Below are 21,497 nucleotides of genomic sequence, written 5' to 3'. Positions count from 1 at the left end.
CCCCCTGTAAACCGTGTCAACGCGCCGCCACGAATTTCAGAGCGCCGGTCGTTCCCGCGAGCGTGCATCGCGCTCCAGCCGCCGGATCCGGCCAGTCGCAGCCCAACCTGCTTTATGAAGGGAAAACGGTTAGAGGCGCGACCACACGACATCGAGCACCGCGAACGCTGCGTCGAGTTCAGCCTCGGTGATCGTCAGCGGCGGGCTCACGCGCAGCACTTTTCCCGCGAGCGGGCCGAGGAAGTGCACACCTTTGCCGTTTGCGCCGCGGTAGGCCTCGAGCACCGCGCTTTGCGCGGTGGCGTCGTCGGCCATTTCAATGCCGTAGACAAGGCCTTCGCCGCGCACGTCGTTGATAAACGAAAACCTATCCATTGCCTTGCGCAACTTCTCACCGATGACCTGCGCCATCGCGCGGCAATGCTCGACAACGCCTTCTTTCTCGAAGACATCGAGCGTCGCACACACCGCCGCGCACGCGTGTGGATTGCCGCTGAACGTGTCGGACGCTTCGCCGTATGTAAGCGAATCGATCAGATCGGCGCGCCCCACGACCGCCGCCGCAGGTTCGCCGTTCGCGAGTCCCTTGCCCAAGACGACAAGGTCAGGTTCGACGCAATAGCTTTGGTAGGCAAACATGTTTCCGGTTCGGCCGTGGCACGACTGCACCTCGTCGAAGATGACGGCGACATCATGCGCGCGGCACCAATCCTGCAACAGTTTGTGATACCACTGGGGCGGATGCCAGGAGCCTTTTGCGCCGAGGTAAGGTTCGGTAATCAACAGCGCGATGCGGCCGCCGCACTCGCGCGCGACCGTATCGAGTTCGTTCTCGTAGAACGACGCGGGCCGGTCGTCCTTCATCGGGAAGGAAATGAACCGGACGTTCGGATTCGGCGACGATTCGCCGCTCACGTCGCCGGCGAGGCCCTTCTTGCCGTGGAATCCGCCGCGAGTCGCCAGCATGATCGGGCAATCCGGCTTCTTGTGCAGCGCGCACCACATCGCCTTTTGGATGCCCTCGGAACCGCTTGCCGCCCACAACACCTTGCGCTGCCCGGGCATGTCCATGCAGCGCACGAGGCGTTCCGCGGCCTCGACCTCGATTTCAGTCACCATGTTGTACGACGTGCGCGGCAACTCCGCGCAATAATGGCGATAGCGCTCCTCGAACAGCGCGTGGCTATGCCCGAGGTTCGACACCAGTACGCCCGACGTGAAATCGATCAGTTCGTGGCCGTCGACCGTCCACAGGCGCGCGCCCTTCGCACTCGCGATCACCACCTGCGTCGGCGTGAAGGTACGCTGTCCGCGCCCATTTATCGCATCCAGCCGCGCGCGAATTGCATTGCCGCGCGGTTCATTTTCGTGTTCAATCGACTGCGCCATCGGCTTCCTACTGACTCCTGACTTCTATTCGCTCAAATGTAATACATACTCGATTGCGCGCGCGTCATCAGGTCTCGGACCGTGACGCGTTCGAGCACGTCCTCGATGCCTCCGGCCACTTCCTTCCACGCCCCGCGCAGATCGCGCCCGTGCGCGTCGTCCACCGGCAACGGATCGAGCACGGCGCCGTCGATCGCGCGCACGATGTTGAGCAGCGTAATGTCGTCCGGCGAACGGCCCAGCAGATATCCACCCTGTGACCCGCGCACGCTGCGCACAATGCCTGCCCGCTTGAGTTGCAGCAGAATGTGTACGAGGTACTTTTCGGGGATGCCGCGCTGCTCCGCGATGTGCTGCGACGTCACCGGCGCCGCGGTATGCTCGCGCAACGCAAGCTCCACCACGGCCCGGCACGCATATTCACAGCGAGACGAAATGTTCATTCCCGGATTCCAGCCCCAAGTTGGCGAATTATCGGCGCGGGATGCCGGGTATGTCAAAGCGGATTCGGGAATCGGGTCTTGGGTATCGCGAATTCAACCGCTCTCGACGCTGCCCTTTGTCAATTCATGCGGCTACGTTCGGAGCGGCAATTTGTATTCTTCTCATCCAAAATCCAGAATCTAACTCCAAAATCGAGGGAGGGCCAGTTCCCATGTCCTGTAATCCGTTCAATCGTGCCGCGCTGCTCATGCTCGCCGCGCTCATGGCAGTGCCGTCATACGCGAAAGTCACGTTCGAGTCGCTCCTGAAGGAGATGACCGATCTCGAAGCGCTGACGTATTTCCCCGATCCGGCGTACACGACGAAGCAGTTCTCGAGCTACGACCGGAATTCGACCGATCCCAGGGTGCTCACCGACGAGAATTGGTTCGCGAACGGTGACCGCGGAAAGTACCTGCGGGAAGAGGAACGCAATGGCGCGAAGGAATACGTCCTGATGGACGCCGACGGCCCCGGCGCCATCGTACGCTTCTGGTCCGCAAATCCGGTCGACGCCGGCATCGTGCGCATTTACCTTGACAAACAGGACAGGCCAGTTTTCGAAATGCCTCTCACGGACATGCTCGGCGGAGGCGGAATGCCGTTCATCAAACCGATCTCGATAGAAGTCTCGCGCGGCTGGAATTCGTATTTGCCGATCCCCTACGCAAAACACTGCAAGGTCACAACGAGCAAGCCGGACTTTTACTATCAGATCAATTATCGGACGTATAAGAAAGGTACCAAGATACCCACCGTTTCGATGAAGTTCCTGCAATCGCACCGAAACGAAATAGAAGAGGTGGGACGAGCACTGGCCAGTCCCGGTGAGCCGCCGTACTTTGAGTATCAGCACTCCGAACGATACAACTCCGAAATGTATCAGTCGACCCAAGTAGATATTCCGTTGCTAGTCAAGCCGGGCGAATCGGACGATCTTGTCAATACCCAAGGTCCGTCCGGTGAGCCGATACGTGGACCTCGGGCCGTTACTGGCCTGGAAATGACGCTCGATGGAAATGTCACCGACCAAACGCTCCGCAAAACGTTGATACAGATGATTGCGGACGGCCAGGAAACCGTCCTCGCTCCGTTGGGCGATTTTTTTGCCTCTGCCCCCGGATTGAATCCATATCAATCGGTATGCTGCGGCATTTTGGAAGACGGGACAATGTACAGCTACTGGGTAATTCCATTCCAAAACGAACTTGTCATACGTCTCCGAAACCTGGGTGACGCAGAAGTCCGTGGTAACGCGAAGCTCACAACCGGATCGTACAAATGGACCAAGAACTCCATGTACTTCCATGCCGGTTTCCGCTCGGAGTACCCGATCAAAACGCGCCCGCGGCAGGACTGGACATTTCTCGAAGCAACCGGCAAGGGCCGCTTTGTCGGCACGATGCTGCACGTGACGAACCCTGTGAAGGACTGGTGGGGCGAGGGAGACGAAAAAATCTATGTCGACGGCGAATCGTTTCCCAGCCACTTTGGCACGGGTAGCGAAGACTACTTCGGGTACGCGTGGTGCTGTCCTGAAAAGTTCGTGCATGCGTATCACAATCAGCCGCGCTGCGACGGACCCGGCAATTACGGCCACACCTGCGTAAACCGGTTTCACATCGTCGACAATATTCCGTTTACGAAGTCATTCAAGTTCGACATGGAAGTCTGGCATTGGGCGGAGACGGAAATCGCGATGGCGGAGACGGCGTACTGGTACGCGATGCCCGGCGGTTCCGATACCTTCGCCGAACTGACCGCCGACAATCTGAGCATCATCGCCCCGCCGCCGCCCCCCGCGCCCAAGAAGGTCCAGGGCGCGCTCGAGGGCGAGGACCTCAAAATCATCGATCGCACCGGCGGTGTGTCCGAGCGGCAAGACTTCAGCGACGCGATGAGCGGCGGCGCACACCTCTGGTGGCGCAATGGGAAGGTGGGCGACACATTGACGCTCGCCGTGCCGGTCGACCAAGCCGGCACGTACGAGGTTGTCGCGGTGTTCACCAAAGCCGTCGACTACGGCATCCACACGCTGACAATCAACGGCAAGGAAGCCGTCAAGGACATGGATTTGTTCAATAACGGTGTCATTCAAACGCCCGAACAAAACCTCGGCGCGTTCGACCTCAAACAGGGCGACAACACGATCATGGTCACTATCACCGGCGCAAACACGAAGGCCGAGAAAGGCTATATGTTCGGATTGGATTATCTACGTCTGGCGCCCGTGAAGTAATCGAGACGGTAAATGGAGCACCGGCGTCCCGCCCGTGCTCCCTTCACCGCCGGCTCCATCAATCAGTGCTTCCGTGAGAAGCCGATAAAGCTGGTCTCCGGCGGCTTCAATCCGCCCTGCGCCGCGTGCCGCGCCATTTGCCCGCGGTGGTGGGAACCGTGCGTCACAAGGTGATTGAGGATGTCGAGCACTACCGATTCCATCGCCTCGCCGTTCAGTCGCGTATAACGGAGCACCCGGTGTAGGTCGCTCTCCAACTGCTCCGCGTACCGTTCCTTCACGCGCGACGCAATCGCCTCGAGCTCCGGTTTCGTCAACGTGGAAAACACGTCGCCGCGCAGTTCCTCGCCGTAAATCCGCTGAAACCAAATCTGTTCGGCGAGGTAAATGTGCGAAATCGTCATCGTGAGGAAGTCGTCCTTCGCCGCGTGCGCGTGCACGAAGTCCAACCACGTGCGATTGGCCCAGCACGTGTACGCGACAAGCCGATCAAGATTATCCATGGTGCGCCTCCGCCGGTTTGGCCGGACAACATGCTACAGTATGCGCCCGATGTCCTCCATATACCTCATCGATGCGTACAACGTCATGTACCAATGCCCGCAGCTTCGGCCGTTGGCGCGGCGCGATTTCGAGGCGGCGCGCGACGCCCTCGTCGATCGCGTATCCCGCTACTGCGGCACCACGGGCGAACCCGCGAAGGTCATCTTCGATGGACGCGGCCGCACACCCGAACTGCACACGCCCTACCGTGGCGCACCCGGCCTCGAAGTGATTTACAGTCCCGGTCACCTCACGGCCGATGCCGTCATCGAGCGCGAAGTGTACTCCGCGCACAACCGCCGCGAGATCGTCGTGGTCTCCGGCGATCGCGGCATCCGCGATTTATGCCGCGGCCTGGGATCGCTCGTCATGGCTCCGGAACACTTCCTGAATATGATCGACGAGGTCTTGACGCGCTCGTCCGCCCACCTGCGCACATCGTACGAACGTTTCTCCACCAACCTCCTCGAAGACCGCCTGCCGGACCATGCCCGCGAGAAGCTTACGAAGCTGAAGAAAAAGTTGAAGGACAAATAGCACTGGGCTTTTGCGCAACGCGTCCGTCGCCGCCGCGGCGCCTTCCGTTCATGCGCGTCGGCCCGATGTATAACGTTAGCGTCGACTCGCATCCTGGTCCGATGCTCCGCGCGGCCGGTCCCGGAATCCGCATGCTATACTGGTGTAACCTGCAAGACACGGGAGCGCCAGCCATGACGAACGAAGACAAGCGCGGGTTTACCCGGGTCGTCACGCACATCGAGGCGGAGGTGACCGAAGATGGCGGCTCGGCGGTGGCCTGCAGCGTCGACAACGTCAGCCTGAGCGGCGTCATGATCGCCGGCGGCCACGGCATGACGGAAGGCGCGTCGTGCTCGGTGCGGCTGATTCTGCGCGGCGCGGAACCGCCGATCGCCATTGCGACGAAGGGGCTGATACTGCGCGTGCGCCCTGATCGCTGCGCAATCGAATTCCGCGAAATCGACGGCGAAAGCTTCGAGCACCTGCGCAGTCTCGTGCGACTGAATGCGGAGGACACCGGGCACGTCGAGGATGAGTTCGACGCGGGCTTCGGAATCAAAAGGCGGTAACGGACTGCGCGAGGCCGCACAATGTGGACGGTGAACAACACGCGCATCGAAGTTGTCCAGGGCGACATCACCAAGGAACATGTCGACGCGATCGTGAATGCCGCAAATTCCCGGCTTGCGGGCGGCGGAGGCGTAGACGGTGCGATTCATCGCGCGGGCGGCCCGGCGATCATGGCGGAATGCCGCAAGCTCGGTGGCTGCGACACGGGCGACGCGAAGATCACTACGGGCGGGGACCTTCCCGCGAAATACGTGATTCATGCCGTCGGCCCCGTATACCACGGCGGAGGCAAAGGCGAAGCGGAACTGCTCGCAAGCTGCTACCGTCGCAGCCTGGAAGTCGCCGCCGAGAATGGACTGAAATCGATCGCCTTTTCCGCGATCAGTTGCGGAGTCTACGGCTATCCCATTCCCGAAGCGGCGCGGATTGCGATGTCGGCAGTGAAGGGTTTTGTTGGATCATACACGCAGGTCGAGTTGGTTCGGTTTGTGCTCTTTAGCGAGGACGTGCTACAGATTTTCAAGCATGTGGCAAATGACATCCTGTAGCAGTTCGTACGGCAGTAGTCCAATTGTCTGGGCTGATCTGGAGTATAGGGCGGTGAGTGAAGCAGTCGATTCAAATGAGTTCTATTCTCCAACGTTTGGATTTAAGGTGACAAAACCCGGCCAGTGGCGTTTCATTTGCGCGGACGAGTACATGCGCCACGTTCAAACAGTTACGTCGAACGATGAAATGTTCTTAAGGTATGCAAACGTGCCACTGATGTCTGCAGCAAAGTACGAAGAACCTCACCCGGATCTGAATCCTTCCATAAAGGTCCAGGTCAAACCAAACCGCAGCGGGCCAATAAATGCAAAGGAAATGGCAGGAATTCTGCTGGATCTAATGCGTAGATTCGCGGATGATTTTGCTGCCGAAGGTCCGGACGATTGTACGGTTGGCGGCGCCGCTGCCGTGCGAACTGTTGCGACCTACACGATGGGCACAGTAGACGGTCAATCGTTTCCGGTGTACTCCGAATTATGGGTCGTACCCAGGGCTTCGCAATATTTTCTAATTGCCGTCAGTCGGCGTCAGGACGCACCTCAATCTGACGTTGAAGATTTGAGGCATCTGGTCGAATCCATCTGTTTCGAGTAAGTCAGCTTACGTCAATTCAGCGCGACGTCTTCTCGCCCGGTGCGCCGTCCCACGTGCCGCCCGGGCCAAACGAATAGCGATACGTTTCCTTCCCGGTCACGTCGGTGCGAATGTTCGCCGGCGCGGCCTCCGCTTCCGTGCGCGTCGAGAAGCGTTCACCCTGCTTGATGCGAAACGAGTACTGCACATACCCCACGTAGCCGCGTTCGCCCTGGCTGCCGCGCGAAACCGGCACCGCCTCGAGCGCCTGGTGCGACTCGTACTCCTTCACCTGCTTGTAATACTTCCCTTGCAGGCCCTGCTCGTCCTCGAACTGGATGTCGCCGTACCGGTTCTCGACATTCATCCGTTTCATCTCGGTCTTTCCGACCGCATCGAGCCGCGTCATCACGCGGTCCGAGAAGCTCTCGTACCCCTCCGGCTTTTCGCCGATGCCAAAGTCGTACTTCACCTTCTCGACCACGCTTCCGCCGCCGTCGCTCCGGCACGCGGAGGAAACCATAAGCAAAGCAACCAGGCCGGCAATTCCTGCAAAAACGCGCATAGTCATATCTATTACCCGCAATTTGAACGTGAAACCTACCGCAAGGATCGAATGATACCAAAAAACGCGGAAGCGCGGCGAATGTGCACACGCTGGATTAGCCCCACCCGGAATTGTAGTGGCCGTCGCGTTCACGTACCATCCCGCGCATGAAAACCAATCGATCGAGTGGCATTCTGTTACACCCAACCTCCTTCCCCAGTCCATACGGCATCGGCGATCTTGGCGATTCGGCCTATCGTTTCGTCGAGTGGCTCGAGCGCGCGGGGCAACGCGTCTGGCAGGTGTTGCCGTTGGGGCCGACGGGCTACGGCGATTCGCCGTACCAAAGTTTCAGCACCTTCGCGGGGAACTGGCTGCTGATCAGTCCCGAGCGCCTGGTGGCCGATGGCATCCTGCCGATGTCCGCGATCGCGGACGCGCCGGCGTTTCCAGCGGACAAGGTCGATTTCGGCTGGGTAATCGACTGGAAGCGGAAGTTGCTGCAGCAAGCGGCGGACGCCTTCTTCGACAACGTCAAGCATTCGGACCACGAAGCGTTCGATACGTTCTGCCGCGAGAACGACCGCTGGCTGAGCGATTACACGTTTTTCATGGCCGCGAAAGAAGCGCAGGGCGGTCTCCCGTGGAACCAGTGGGAAGAGGGCATTGCGAAACGCTACGGCCTTTCGCTGCACGAATGGGGCACGCGGCTGGCCGTGCCGATCCGCACGCTGAAGTTCGCGCAGTTCCAGTTTTTCAAACAATGGACCGCGCTCAAACATTTCGCGAACGAGCGCGGCGTGCGCATCCTCGGCGACATTCCCATCTACGTCGCACACGACAGCGCGGACGTGTGGGCGCACCCCGAGTTGTACGAACTCGACGACGCGGGCAACCCGACCGTCGTCGCGGGCGTGCCGCCGGATTATTTCAGCGCAACCGGCCAGCTCTGGGGCAACCCCATCTATCGCTGGGACCTGCACGCCGAGCATGGATACGACTGGTGGATCGAACGCATCCGCGCAACGCTGCGTCTCGTCGATTGGATTCGCATCGATCACTTCCGCGGCTTCGAGGCGTACTGGGAAGTCCCCGCCGGCGAGCCAACCGCCGTGAACGGGCGCTGGGTGGACGGCCCGCGCGATGCGCTGTTTCACGCCGTGCGCAACGCGCTGGGCGACGTGCCCGTCGTCGCGGAGAACCTCGGCGTGATTACGGACGAGGTCGAAGCGCTGCGCAAACGCTTCGGGTTTCCCGGCATGGCCGTGCTGCACTTCGCGTTCGGGAAAGACGCCGCGCACTCCGGCCTGCTCCCGCACAAATGGGAACGCGACACCGTCGCCTACACCGGCACCGCGGACAACGACACGACCATCGGCTGGTGGAAGGCCGAGGGCGGTTCGACACAGGACCGCAAAGCGGTGAAAGCCGCACGCGCCTACGCGAAACAGTATCTTGACACCACCGGCAAAGACATCCAATGGGTATGCATCCGCGCCGTCATGGCCTCCGTCGCGGATACGGCGATTTTCCCGTTGCAGGACGTGATGGGACTGGACACCGACGCGCGCATGAACCTGCCCGGCAGTTTCGGCGGGCATAACTGGACCTGGCGCTACACCGCCGAACAACTCACCGACGAATCGGCAGACAAACTGCGCGGCCTCGCGGAGATTTACGGTCGACTGCTGCCGGAACAATGAGCGCTTCATTGACGCTGCGGAGTTTCCGTTACCACCGCTCTTGAAAGAATTGATCGCGCGCCACCGGCTACATCGTCCGGCCTGTGAGCAGGATGCTTCCCAGCACGATGATCAATGGCGCCACAAACAACGACCACAATACGACAAGCAACACCGAAGCCGTTACAATTGCCCACCTCGGCGCGCGGAGTTTCGCGTACTTCTTGATCGCCGGCGGCAACGCGGCCATCGCCACCGCGCCGAGAATCGCAATCGTCCACACAATCGGCAGGTGCGAGCCCGACACACTCGGCTCCGCGCGCGCGCATGCGGCCGCCAAACCGAACACCACAGCGAACCGCAAACAACACTCCGGCCCCAACCGCCCCCAAATCGTACCGTGCCTCATGCGAAGTCCCTCCACCACGGAACGAACCAAGTGTAGGCCATCGACACGCAATCCCGCGACCGCGCCGCGTACGCGCCGTGTCAGGCCCCTTACGCGTTACGAAGTTTCCACTTCGTGATGCGTTCTTGAAATGGAATTACTCGTTTACTCGTTACGAAGTTTCCACTTCGTAACGCACTCTTGAAAAGCTCTGCTTTGCCTCATTCACGATTTCAGCGCACCCCACGGGGGCATGACAACGACTCGCACAACCAAGTGCCGCGGGCGCACAACGCGCCCTTCACCTCTTAGCCCAGGCCGTTGCACTCCGGACGTGAAGCCGTCTTGCAAGACGAGGGGTACACGGTTGACAAAAAGTGCGGTTGGAGAGTGATTCCTGCGAAACGACCTCTGTTTAGTTAACGAATAAATCTGCTTTCAGCAGATAGAAAGTCGATTAAATGGAAAAACAAAAATGGTTCCGTGCGCAGTCTTCTGTTAAATGGCGGAAGAGCAAAGCGGAGCTTTTCAAGAGTGCGTTCCCAACTGGAAAGTTGGGAACGAGTACGTAATGGTTCCGTGCGCAGTCTTCTGTTAAATGCCGGAAGAGCAAAGCGGAGCTTTTCAAGAGTGCGTTCCCAACTGGAAAGTTGGGAACGAGTACGTAATGGTTCCGTGCGCAGTCTTCTGTCAAGTGCCGGTAGAGCAAAGCGGAGCTTTTCAAGAGTGCGTTCCCAACTGGAAAGTTGGGAACGAGTACGTAATGGTTCCGTGCGCAGTCTTCTGCTAAATGCCGGAAGAGCAAAGCGGAGCTTTTCAAGAGTGCGTTCCCAACTGGAAAGTTGGGAACGAGTACGTAACGAGTACGTAACCATGTCTCAGGTTGGACAACTACTCGTTAGTAAGCTCTGCTTGGTACCCTCTCGAAAAGCTCCGCTTTGTCTTACCGCGCAACCCCCGGCTACCCGCGCGCATCAGCCCGGCGCATCGCTCGCCTCACCGGCGATCGCTGCGTGCGCCGCGACCCGGAACGCGAGGTCGTCGTAGTCGTTCCTCTCGACCGGCTCCTCCCGCCCGCCGTCGTCGATTCCGTTCCGGCCGATACTGTAAATGACGAACCCGCCGGCGCCGTCCGGAACGTAGCGAACAGGCCGGCCATGAGCGTAATAATCGGCTGGCGCGGCCTCCAGATACGTCGGGATCAGTTCGTCGAGTCCAATTGGCAAACGCCCCTCGGCACGCCGAAACTGCTCTACCGCGATCGCCGCCAATGCAATCTCGATCTGCATGCGTATCTGCGCGTCGGATATTTGGAAGCCGCGAAATGACGGCATCACAATGGCACTCATAGGCGCGAACAGGGACTCCACCTCCGGTGAGTCGCGGAGAATCCGCCGCCTAACGTACGTAGAAGGGGCCTCGCCCGAGTTCGAATACGCGTACAACACGGCCATGCATTCCGCAGTCGGCGAAATTGCAAGGCCCAGCGCGATCCGGGTCGGATCCACCCTACTGCGCATATATTTTTTCGTTTCCAAATCGTTTTCCCCTAGGAAATGTAATTCGTCCCAGACCGAGACCGCCATGGTACGCTCCCCACGCAGTGTGACATCCATAGCGGCACCTTCTTCCAGCGACTGAAGTGTGTGTGCAAATCCTTGCCGCAGATTATCGAGATGGTCGTCTGTCAGCGCGGCCCGATTCATCGCAATTTCGAGCGCGTCGATCGCGTTGCTCAAAATCCCGATACGAGTCCGTTGGGACATGGCCAGCGGCTCGTCTCTTAGCGAATCCTGCAGCGGGAAGAACGCAAGCACAGCGCGTTGCGCCTCCTGTGCATCGCCGTGCATGGCCCAGTGGAGGGTATCGAGCGACAGTTCACGGCCCAACCAGCGAAGTTCTCCCAGATGTTCGAGTTGCGCCCAGTAGCCATCGCTCAATTCTACTGGGTAGCGGCTAGGCTGTGGGCCGCTCTCGGCGATCGCCTTGAGCCTTGGCACGATATGAGTCGTCACGTCGTTCCAGTACGCCTCGCTCATCTGCCACACGTCGTCCGGGATCGGCCCCGAATCCGGGACTTTCGCCTTTCCAACAGCAACGATGCGGTCACTCAGTTCCTCGTGGGCATATTCGTAAAGCGCTGCGCCAGTCGGTGGATTGCGTTTACCACTTTCTCCGGTCCCATCGTCCCGGTAAATGGTGCGATAGTAGAACAAGCCACTTCTCTTCAACTGTTGGTCGTTGACCGCCAAGTACTTTAATGCGACGTTTTTGCTGTCCGGCACGGCAGCGTACGACGCGTCAAGTTCCGCCAACGTCGCAGGCCATCCCCTTCCGCGCAGATAGTCCAAGTACGTCGGTTCGCCGCGCCAGCCGAGCCATATCGCGAAGAGCGCAGTCATGCCGACCGCGATGCGCATGCGCGCAGGCCTTCGTCTCGGCCGCATGGCGTGCTGCGCCGCATCCTGCGCGTTCACCACGCCATGCCGGCGGCGCGCCACGTCGAGCGCGATCGCCGCGTACGGCAGCGGCACAAGCGACGCGTACCCAAGACACATCAACACGAGCAGCGCGTAATTGGAATATGTTTTTGCGTCGTCCGGCAGCGAATCCGGCAATGCCGCGTGCAACAGCCACGCCGCTAACACCCACGCGCAACCCCACCCGGCGACTGCGCGCAACGGTATCGTGCGCGTCCGCCACGCACGCCAGAACGCGCCGATGCACAAGAGAATGGCGCCCGAGAGCGCAATCCAAAGCGCGAAGTGGAATGTCACAGTACTTTGCCACGATTGGGGCAGATCGTGTGGGTACTCGATGATTTGCAGCTCGAGCAGCGCCACCATGATCAAAGGTGTGGACATTACGAGCGTCACCACGTAGAGGACCACGCGCGCGCCCACCGCCGCGAGTGGCCACGCGATCAGCCCGATCAGGATTCCCCTGCTCACGAGTACCCACGCGATTTCCCGCGCATTCGCCGCGCCGGAACTATACGCAAAGGGAATAACCTCGCTCAGAAAAGTTCCACCTGCGAGGGCCGCATGCAGTATTGTGATAACAATCACGGTCGGCAAGAGCATCGCGATATTTGCCAGCGTCTTCGCAGTCGCCATCTCCGCGCACGTGAGCGGCTGCACGTACTGAAACCCGGCAGTACGGTGCGTCTTCCGGAAGCCGAGCACTCTCGTTACGATGCCGTGCGCCGCCGCGGCCAGAAGCAGCGCCGGAAATGGCGCCAGCGAGGCCATCAAACGGAATTCTGACGCGCTACCGGTACCCGAAATCCAAACCGCCCCAATCGTCAAGATGATCAGTAGCGATACCACCGCCGTCCCCAACGGCAGCACCCACTTCGATTGACGTAACTCGAACCAGAACTGCGCCGCCACCGGCGACGAAAACACGCGCAGCGCGCGCGTCTTGCCAATCTCGATGCGCCGAGGCCATTCCCAGATTTCCGGCACACCCACGCGCCAACCCACTCGCGCCGCGTGTACCGCGAACACCGACACGCCGTATGCGGCGGCGAGGACCATGGCCACCAGGGCTAGGCTCGCGCCCCACGCAGGCGCCTGTACAGATCCGATGGCGTCCGCTACGTCACTCCCCCGCGCAATCAGAATCACAACCGCCGCCATCACGCCCACGACAATTGCGCTTGACAAGCCCGATATCGGGTCGCGCAGCCAATCCAACAGTTGCGCGGCGAGGTACAGGAACACGAAAAACAACACGAGCGTCGCCGTGGGCGCTCCCTCGAACACCGCGCCGGACACGACCATCAAAACAATCGCCGACAGAAATATGAACAGCGTCCGCAACGCCAGCGTGACCGCGACGGCCACGGACGTCGGAACCGGCAGCCACAGCACACGCTTCGAATATCCGCCAACCATGTGCCCCGATTGGTTTGGATTCAGAATCAGCAGCAACGCGATCAATACCGGCATGCCGAGGGAAAACGGCGCGACCATGATATCGTTCCACATCGTCCAGTTCGGCTTCGCCGCCTCCGGCCATTTGACACACGCCAAATAAACCGCGCTTAGGAATACACACCACCCCGCAATGGCCCCGCCCACGCGGCACTCTTCCCAGATCAGCGCTTTGACTTTTCTATTCATGGCGCGATGCTCCCGCTCTCAAAAGGCACCCGTGCCCGGTTCGCTCAACTCCGTCTCGACACTGCATCCCAATTCAAAAACCCAAAATCGAAAATCCAAAATCGCTACGCCACCGCCTCGGCCCGCCGTCCGCCGGTCACCCGCGCTACGAACACCGCGTCCAGCGATGGCACCGACTCCTCGACGATCTTCGCCCCCAGTGCCTCGAGCGCCCTTCGCGTGGCATCCGCGTCGCCGTGGCTGACGACCGCCCACTCGCGGCCTTCGCCCTCGACGTGGATTACGCCGAGTGCGTCCGGGAATGTGATGACTTCCTTCGCGAATTGCACCACGCGCCGCTGGTGTGTCGCCTTGATCTCGTCCATCGACATCAATACGGCGACCTTGCCTTCATGGATCATCGCGACGTCGTCCGCGACGCGCTCGACTTCGTCCAGCAAGTGCGACGAAAACACCACCGTGCGCCCCTCCTCCGCGACGGACCGCACCACGACCGCGAGAATCTCGCGCCGCGCCACGGCGTCAAGCCCCGACGACGGCTCGTCAAGAAGCAGTACCGGCGGGCGGTGCGCCAGCGCGACGAGCAGTCCCGCCTTGGCCAACTCCCCGCGCGAGAGATTGCGCACGCGCGCATTCGCATCGAGCCGGAACTGCTGCCGCATCCGTTCCGCGTACGCCTCGTCCCAGTCGTCGTAGAAGGACTGCGTGTAGCGCAGCAGTTCCTTCACGCGCATCCACCGCGGCAGGTCGCGGTCCTCGGACATGTAGCCGACCTTCGCCAGCAGCGCCGCGGGGTTCCGCGTAGGTTCGATGCCGAGCACGCGCACGCTGCCTTCCTGCGGCGTCAGCGAACCCAACAGGTGTTTCATCAGCGTGGTCTTGCCCGCGCCGTTTTCGCCGACGAGTCCGAACACGCGCCCCGGCCGTATCTCGAAACCGATCCGGTCGAGCGCGGTCTTCTTTCCAAACCGGCACGTCAGGTCCCTCACGGTGACGATCGGTTCCGTCCGTTCTTCCGTCATGGCTGCGCTCCCTCCTCGGCAAGTTGTCCCCCGCGCAAGTTCTGTTCGCACTCGCGCACCAGCTCGATGATCTGGTCTTCGTTGAATCCGAGGTGCCGGCCCTCGACCAGCAGCGCCTCGATCCGCTGCATCAGGATTCGCCGGCACTCGTCGTCCGTATACGGCGTTCCCCGCGACGACACGTAGGTCCCCTCGCCGCGCTTTTTGTAGAGCAGCCCGGCAAGCTCCAACTCCCGGTACGCGCGCACCACCGTGTTCGGATTGATGAGAAGCTGTTGCGCCAGCACGCGCACGGCAGGCAGCTCGCTGTCCGGAGTCAGCCGCCCCGTCGCGATCAGGTGCTTGATCTGCTGTACCAACTGAAGGTAGAGCGGCACCCCGTCGCCCTGATTGATGGAAAGGTGAAGCATGCCGAGTTACTCCGCGCACGCGGTGCGCCACATCATTGTATCGAAACTTTAACACAATGATACAGACTCTGTCAACCCGTCAATATAGATACGCCATAAAGTTAGATAAATAAATGATTTACATCCGTTTTCGCCAATCGCGCACCCCTCGTTTCCGGCGATTCTGCCCGGCCTGCACCCCTTGAATCGTCACGAGATCAAGCGCACCCCCCCCACCCGCCGCAGTGCAACACGCTGGCCATATGAAGTGAAGGCGCCGAACCCTCGGTGTACGGGGCGCTCCGCGTGTTATCGGCGGATGGTGAGTCCGGGACCCGAACCAGAGCCCACTCGCCGGTGAGCAGCAACGGCGCCTGTCGAAGGGTCAAATGGGAGGAAGAGCGGAATCGAGCGATTCAAAGATTTATGTAGCTGCAGGCGAGGGCGTAACTCGGTCTCGACGCGACCTACGCGATTACGATTCGCGGCGGCGAACGAGTCGTCATGAACCGAGTTCCCTGTGAGATTATGAACTCTTGATCGGTGCGCTTTCAGCGCGCGGTGATAGGGGCGTGGACATTTTCCAGGGGCGATGCCCCTGGCTAGGGTTGCGTTGCGCCTTTGGCGCGCGGGACGACTTGTGCATTTTCGGAGCAGCGCGATTACGAGATCGATTGTGGCGGCCACGTAACTGGTGTATTTGCCGTAATGGGGAGTACACCGGGGATTGTCCCCGCAACGGCCCGACCAACTACAGCAAGCGGCGCGGACCGCAAGTGTTATGAATCCCAAGTTCGTCCGAAAAGTCGAACGCCCATAGAAGTCGTGCAGGAGTTCGAACGCTCGATTACGAGCACGACAAATGGCGCGGATTTCAAACTCATGACACCGGAGCGTTTCAAGGTCGGTTGCATCGCGTGCTCGTGCTCATGCTCGTCATCGTACTCGATGTTATCGAGTATCGAGTCCGAGTACGACCCTCGTTTGCCATCCGAAGTAGCAGGGCCACGGAGGACGGGTGAAGACTCACGAGCGAGTGCAAGAAACAGACGGTGTGCTTAGCCCGGATTCTTCACGCGAGCAGCAAAGACGTGTACTATCCGTTGCGTCACATGAAGTTCCATAGGTTCCCGTCTTTACAGGGTGTTCGCGTGAAGAATCCTCCCGCCATGCGCTCAAGGGCTTACTCGTGAGCATTTCTCACCGCACCGAAGGATTCTACGTCCACTGCGACGTCGTGGGGCGGTGAGAAATGCGGGTTAGACTTGAATTGTTCTAGTGGCATACCGCCCGGCACGGAGACCGGGCGCTACAAACATCAACAAGATCGATTGACGGGAACCACTAGAAACGAATCTTCGTCCCCGGAATCCCGGTGACGCTGAGTTCGACGCCGAAGTCCCAGCCGGAGCCGCGCTCGTTGACGAGCAGCGCGCCTTCGAGGCAATTCATGACACGGCGCACCTCGTACTTCTGGCGGTACAATTCGCCGCGTTCGAGGTCGTAGCGATGTTCGAACGCGACGGACCATTTCTCGTTGATCTGGTAGCCGAGGCCGTACAGGATTTCGCGGTTGAACACTTGGTCCTGCGTCTTGGTGTACGCGTAGCCGATGCGGCCGTTGAGATTTCCGCCGAACTCCCGGTTGTCGTAGTAGAGATACGTGAGGATGCGATCGTAATCACCGTAGCGCGTGTTGTACTTGTCCGCGGTCTCCGCGTCGAACGGTTCGTCCACGACGCGCTCGTACAGTTCGATGAGCGTGCGCTGGAGCAGGTACGGTTCGTCGAGTCGAAGATCGTCTTCCTTGTCGATGCTGTGGTGTTCGCCGATGACCTCGAACCCCCACCACGACCGGGGGCGCAGGTCGAGTTCGATCTCGTAGTCGGTCGATTCGCGAATCTCGTTCCACAGATCGTTGCCCTGATACAGCGACAGCCGCGCGACCTGCCACGACTCGCCTGTCTCGGCGTCGCGGCCCATGAGGATGTTGTCGACCTTGGTCTCGATGCGGCTGCGGCCGTACACGTTGTCGTACGCGTCGAAGCGCGGCGTTTCCTCGACGCCCATGGTCGGCTCGTTGCGGTACGAGTACGTCACCGACGGCACGACAATGTGTTTGAACCCGCTGAAGCCCCACGCGCCGTCGTAGGCCTTCTGGAAGCGGGTCTGGACGGTCGTCCCGACCAACGACGAGAACCGCGCGTCGCTGTCGTCATCGTCGCTCACCCTGTCGCGCGTGTTCGAGTAATACGACGCTTCGAGTTCGAGGAACGGCGTAACGTTCAGCGCGCCGAGCTCGATGTCCGTCGATAGCCGCGCGACGTTGATGCTTCGGACCGCGTTGTCCTCCGTCGAGGCGCGCTCGTAGTATCCGTTCACGGTGTCAAACGTGAGGTAGACGTGGGGCAGCAGTTCGCGTTCGAGCAGGTGGAATGTCGCTTCCGGAAGCTTTTCGGAATCGCTCGTGAAATCGTGCGTGTCCTTGCTCGCCGTCGCCGTCGCGATGTAGCCGGGCTGCGTGTACGTTACGTTCACAAAATTGCGCGGCGCCGTGCGGTCCCTGTATTTCTCGTAATAGAAGTCCTTGTAGAAGTTTTCGTCGCCCCACTGCTCGAGGTTCAGCAGCATCACGGTGTTGGGCGAAAGCTCGTGGCGGTGGTACCACTCGTAATAGCCGCGGTCTTCCGTCGTGTACAGCGCGTGAAACTCGCCGGAACTGCGGAACAAGGGCGACGCCGGCGTCTCCATGTAGTTGTACGTTCCGTCGAATCCGAAGCCGACGCCTTCCTTGGTGGTGGGGAAGAGGCGGTACCCGAGTTGGAATTCCGGCGATATCGCGAACTGCTGGCCGACGTTGATGTAGTAACCCAACTCCGCTTTCTTTCCGCTGGTGAAATCGAAGCCTGCTGTCGGCGTTGGACCGCCACTGTAACCCCAGCGCGGCCAGAAAATGGGGGTCTTCGCGTTGCCGAGTTCAAGCTTTGCGCCCTTGCCCAGCATCGATCCGTCGCGATCGATGTTCAGCTCTTTCACGCGCACGCGGTAGTACTCGTGATCGCAGTCGCAGGTGGTCAGCCAGAGGTCCGCGCCGACGGCTTCGTTCTCGCCCTCGAGCGTCAATTCGTCGCCGCCAAAGCGGATTTGGCCGACCTGGCCCTCGAGGTCCGTCATTTGGCCAGTCCCGGAATTGAAATCGTAAATGAGGCGCTCCGCGCGCAGCCTCCGTGCAGGCTCGATGATGTCGATGTTCTTCGCATTGAGACTGCCGATCGACAGCAGTTTTTCCGTCAGTTCATCGTCCGTATCCGCCGCGCCAACCAACGGCGGCGGCGCGTCGAGCGTGGCAACCCCGGAGCGGAGCGTCGTCTCGATTTCGTCCGCGAACGCGGTCGACGGTCCTTGCACGATCTCGACGTTGCCGCTGGCAAACAATCGGCCCGTGTTGCGGTCCCACTCGATGTGGTCCGCGGCGAACTGCACGTCCGGCGCACCGACCAACGTGAAACGCACGTTGCCGTCGGCAGTCATAGCGCCATCCGCCGTTTCTTTCAACTCCTCGGCGGACACGTTCAGGAATTCGTCCGCGCTTGTCGGCGGTGTGAAACCGCCTTCCTGCGGCGGGGTACTGATGCCTTCGGCTACGGTCTGGCCGATAGACGACTCGCGCGTTACGCCGCTGTCGATCGGCGATACGTCCGGGCGCTTCGAGCGCGGCGTCACCGGCGCGGTCATATCGGGTTGAGGAACTTCACCGCCGGGGCGGATACGGCTCTTGCGCACCGGCCACGGACTCGATTTGGTTTTGCCGTTCGATTTGACCTTCGGCTTTGCTTCGCTGGTTTCTTGTTCGACTGCGGGCGCCTGCTCGGCCGGCGCCGGCGGTTGAGCATCCGTCGCAGGTGTTTCGGCGGGAGCTTCCGCTGCCGGTTCCGGCGCTGTCACGGGCTCCGGTGCGTTCTGCGCGACGATCACCGGAGCCGGTTGGGATGGCGCCGCGGCAGGCTCCTCTGACGTTACGGTTGCCGACGGTTCGGAATTCGGCGACTCGGCCGCCGGTTCCGCGCTAACCGGCGCAGGCTCTGGTTCGACTGCGGGAGCGACCGGCGATGCTTCAACGATGGCCGGTTGTTCTGCCGGTACCGCGGGCTCGGGTTCGGCAGCCGTCTCAACCGGTGGTGCGGTTGCGGGCGCCACCGGCGCCGGTTCGACCCGCGCGACGGCAGCGGGCAATTCCGGTACGCGCCCTTGCGCGGAATCGGGCAGCGAGTTGCACACCATCCACGACTTGGGATCGGAGGCCAGCAAAACGAATCCCTTCGCGGACGCGGCGACGGATCGCGCGCCGGATGCAACGGGGCTCGACGTTACGGAACCCAGAGAATCGTCATATACGTCAACCGAATTCTCATCCAGCACGAACAGCCTGTCGCCGAAACCCGCAATATCGCGCGCAACCATTTCCTTCCGCGCCGCGATTTGCGCCGATGCGGAATCCACAACCACGACGGATGACTTGGTCTGTACGGCGAACCGATTGCCGCTCAAGGCGACGACGCGCGACGGGCCATCTGGCACGGGAACGGCAGCGGTAGGGGATTGCGATCCGCCCGTGTAGAGCAACAGCGCCGCAGGCGAACGCGTCGTCACCGCGAGATACGACTCCGACGCGGCGATCCCACTGGGAACACTGGTAACGCCGCCGATCGTGACCGGTGCGTTCGCGCGGTCCGGATCGATAAGCGTGACGCTGTCCGCAAAGCTGTTCACGACGGCGAACCCGCCGCCGGGCAGCGCGGTGATATCGTTTGCGCGATCGGTCATGGCCGCCTCACCCGCGCCCGAAAAGTCGCTCAAGCGAATAAACGAGATTGTTCGGCCCGAATCGCAAATGCAGGCAAGCGTCGCGTTGTCCAACGCGATTGCACCAGGACTTTTCCCGACGGATGTACGCGCGATGACGGCGCCTGTCGCGGCGTCAATCTTCAGCACTTCGTTGGTGGAGCTTGCGGTTGCGTAGACCGTCGCGCCGGACGCGTCCATCACGGCATCGCGCAAGCTGGTGTCGGCGGTATGCTCCGCCAGTTGCGCGTAAGCGCACGGCGCGAAGGAAAGTGCAACGAGCGCGATATAAGAAGTGGTGCGCAAGACTATTTCCCTGGGATTACTGTCCAAAATGCCGCGACCGGCTTACCCTGCTGGCCCCGTTCGCGCTCTTCGGGCGCGGGCACGTGCTGCGTCGTACCCGCCGCGGCCCGCGGCGCTGGCGCCGGCTCCGGAGCAGGCTGTGTCTGCGGCTGTTCCGCCGGCGCGGTTTGCTGTGGCGCCGGTGTTGCCGGCTTTTGCTCCGGCGTCGACGGCTGGGCCGGTTGCGTTTGGCCCGGTTTCGGCAATTCTTCCTGCTGCACCTGCGGCTGCTGTGCCGCCGCGAAAATTCCCAGGAGCGCAATCATGGCCAGATGAATCATCAGAATGCCTCCACCGCTACGGGCACGCGCTCGATAAATGCGAGCGTGTCGTCCAGCGATTTGACCCCTTCGGGACCGCCCATCGTTTGCACGGTCAGCGCGCCGACCGCGTTTGCCAACTGCACGCTCCGGGACAGTTCCCAGCCCTGTGTGTAGCCGTATACGAACGCGCCGCACGCCGCGTCGCCGGCCCCTGTCGTGTCCACCACGTCGACCTTGTGCGCGGGCACGCGCATGCGCTCGATGGTGCTCTTCACGAACATACCGCCGTCGCCGAGCTTGATCACCGCAATGTCCGGCCCGCGATCGAGATAGAAATCGGCGATCGCCTCCGGCTCTTTTTTCCCCGTGTATTTGCGCGCCTCTTCGACGCTCGACATCACGACATCGAGAAACGGCAGCGCCGCCTCGATGCGCGGAAACCATACATCCAAGCCATCGTAGCACGTATCGACCGACGTAGTCAGTCCCATGCGCTTGGCCGTTTCGAGAATTCGCCCGATCGGCGGGCCATCCAGCCCCGGTGTAACCGCGGGGCCGCCCCAGTGCACGTGCTTGGCGCCGCGAAACCTTTCCGCGTCGATGTCGTTTTCCCGAAGCGTGCGGCTGCATCCGGGATGGTGAAGAAAGGTGCGTTCGCCGTCTTTGCTGACGAGGACAACCGTTGCGGGGGTGCCCTCCGTCGATGTGCGCTGCAGGAGGTCCAGATTGACGCCGAAATTCGACAGCGCCCCGGCGCAGTAGTCGCCGAATCCGTCGGTGCCAAGCTTGCCCATGAAGGCGACCGACCCGCCGAGTTTGGCAATGACGGCCGCTGCGACGGCCGCGAGCCCGCCGAGGTGAATTTCCAGCGTCGGGATCAGTTCGAGTTTGCCGCGTTCCGGGAAGGACTCGACGGGGCGGGCCATGACGTCCGCGCAGGCGAGCCCTAAACAGATGACGTCAGCGGCCATAACCCCTTTCACACGGTGCGCGCGGGCACCGCTTGAATCGTGCTAATACATTGCCT

At 60.9% G+C, this 21,497-nt stretch carries 17 protein-coding genes; 6 read left to right on the top strand and 11 right to left on the bottom strand.

The features are described from left to right. Nucleotides 1-129: 129 nt before the first annotated feature. Nucleotides 130-1,389 carry an aspartate aminotransferase family protein gene (locus tag HUU46_08295; GenBank protein NUM53628.1) on the bottom strand — a complete coding sequence of 420 codons (1,260 nt, stop codon included), beginning with the start codon at nt 1,387-1,389 and terminating at the stop codon, nt 130-132. 32 nt (nt 1,390-1,421) lie between these two features. Continuing rightward, a complete protein-coding gene (locus tag HUU46_08290; GenBank protein ID NUM53627.1) occupies nt 1,422-1,832 on the bottom strand; it encodes an Rrf2 family transcriptional regulator in 411 nt (136 codons plus the stop codon). A 212-nt stretch (nt 1,833-2,044) separates the two neighbouring features. On the opposite strand from HUU46_08290, the gene HUU46_08285 reads away from it, so the two are divergent. Beyond that, nucleotides 2,045-4,111 carry a DUF2961 domain-containing protein gene (locus HUU46_08285; GenBank protein NUM53626.1) on the top strand — a complete coding sequence of 689 codons (2,067 nt, stop codon included), beginning with the start codon at nt 2,045-2,047 and terminating at the stop codon, nt 4,109-4,111. Nucleotides 4,112-4,173: 62 nt separating this feature from the next. Here HUU46_08285 and HUU46_08280 read toward each other — a convergent pair whose 3' ends face one another. Then, nucleotides 4,174-4,614, bottom strand: coding sequence for a hypothetical protein (locus HUU46_08280; GenBank protein ID NUM53625.1), 441 nt, complete (start codon nt 4,612-4,614; stop codon nt 4,174-4,176). A gap of 49 nt (nt 4,615-4,663) precedes the next feature. Here HUU46_08280 and HUU46_08275 point away from each other — a divergent pair, with 49 nt between their 5' ends. From HUU46_08275 to HUU46_08260, 4 genes are all read left to right on the top strand, one after another. Beyond that, complete coding sequence (locus tag HUU46_08275; protein NUM53624.1) at nt 4,664-5,191, top strand: NYN domain-containing protein; 528 nt, start codon at nt 4,664-4,666, stop codon at nt 5,189-5,191. 173 nt (nt 5,192-5,364) lie between these two features. Beyond that, nucleotides 5,365-5,742: a PilZ domain-containing protein gene (locus HUU46_08270; protein NUM53623.1), complete on the top strand. Its 378-nt coding sequence runs from the start codon at nt 5,365-5,367 to the stop codon at nt 5,740-5,742. 21 nt (nt 5,743-5,763) lie between these two features. Beyond that, nucleotides 5,764-6,291, top strand: coding sequence for an O-acetyl-ADP-ribose deacetylase (locus tag HUU46_08265; GenBank protein ID NUM53622.1), 528 nt, complete (start codon nt 5,764-5,766; stop codon nt 6,289-6,291). Between the two features lie 52 nt (nt 6,292-6,343). Continuing rightward, nucleotides 6,344-6,886, top strand: a complete 543-nt coding sequence (locus HUU46_08260; protein ID NUM53621.1) for a hypothetical protein — start codon at nt 6,344-6,346, stop codon at nt 6,884-6,886. A 16-nt stretch (nt 6,887-6,902) separates the two neighbouring features. Here the strand turns inward: HUU46_08260 and HUU46_08255 are convergent, their stop codons facing one another. Then, complete coding sequence (locus tag HUU46_08255; protein ID NUM53620.1) at nt 6,903-7,436, bottom strand: hypothetical protein; 534 nt, start codon at nt 7,434-7,436, stop codon at nt 6,903-6,905. A gap of 143 nt (nt 7,437-7,579) precedes the next feature. Between HUU46_08255 and malQ the strand changes: the two genes are divergently transcribed. Next, nucleotides 7,580-9,115: a 4-alpha-glucanotransferase gene (gene malQ, locus HUU46_08250; GenBank protein NUM53619.1), complete on the top strand. Its 1,536-nt coding sequence runs from the start codon at nt 7,580-7,582 to the stop codon at nt 9,113-9,115. A 67-nt stretch (nt 9,116-9,182) separates the two neighbouring features. Here malQ and HUU46_08245 read toward each other — a convergent pair whose 3' ends face one another. The 7 genes from HUU46_08245 to HUU46_08215 form a co-directional block, all read right to left on the bottom strand. Continuing rightward, nucleotides 9,183-9,503 (bottom strand): hypothetical protein, encoded by a 321-nt coding sequence (locus HUU46_08245; GenBank protein NUM53618.1) that lies wholly within the window; start codon nt 9,501-9,503, stop codon nt 9,183-9,185. A gap of 953 nt (nt 9,504-10,456) precedes the next feature. Further along, nucleotides 10,457-13,609, bottom strand: a complete 3,153-nt coding sequence (locus HUU46_08240; GenBank protein NUM53617.1) for a hypothetical protein — start codon at nt 13,607-13,609, stop codon at nt 10,457-10,459. A gap of 104 nt (nt 13,610-13,713) precedes the next feature. Then, nucleotides 13,714-14,631, bottom strand: coding sequence for an ABC transporter ATP-binding protein (locus HUU46_08235; protein NUM53616.1), 918 nt, complete (start codon nt 14,629-14,631; stop codon nt 13,714-13,716). Then, nucleotides 14,628-15,041, bottom strand: a complete 414-nt coding sequence (locus HUU46_08230; protein ID NUM53615.1) for a GntR family transcriptional regulator — start codon at nt 15,039-15,041, stop codon at nt 14,628-14,630. Before HUU46_08230 ends, HUU46_08235 begins: the two co-directional genes overlap by 4 nt. A gap of 1,323 nt (nt 15,042-16,364) precedes the next feature. After that, on the bottom strand, nt 16,365-20,168 hold the full coding sequence (locus HUU46_08225; GenBank protein NUM53614.1) for a hypothetical protein: 3,804 nt from the start codon (nt 20,166-20,168) through the stop codon (nt 16,365-16,367). Nucleotides 20,169-20,170: 2 nt separating this feature from the next. Further along, nucleotides 20,171-20,488, bottom strand: coding sequence for a hypothetical protein (locus HUU46_08220; protein ID NUM53613.1), 318 nt, complete (start codon nt 20,486-20,488; stop codon nt 20,171-20,173). Next, nucleotides 20,488-21,441 (bottom strand): carbohydrate kinase family protein, encoded by a 954-nt coding sequence (locus tag HUU46_08215; GenBank protein ID NUM53612.1) that lies wholly within the window; start codon nt 21,439-21,441, stop codon nt 20,488-20,490. The genes HUU46_08220 and HUU46_08215 overlap by 1 nt, the downstream gene beginning before the upstream one ends. Nucleotides 21,442-21,497 lie beyond the last annotated feature (56 nt).

The organism is Candidatus Hydrogenedentota bacterium, assembly GCA_013359265.1.
In the GTDB taxonomy this organism is placed as follows: Bacteria; Hydrogenedentota; Hydrogenedentia; order Hydrogenedentales; family SLHB01; genus JABWCD01.
The sequence above is the reverse complement of the archived record's forward strand: the minus strand, read 5'-3'. Positions and strand labels throughout refer to the sequence as shown.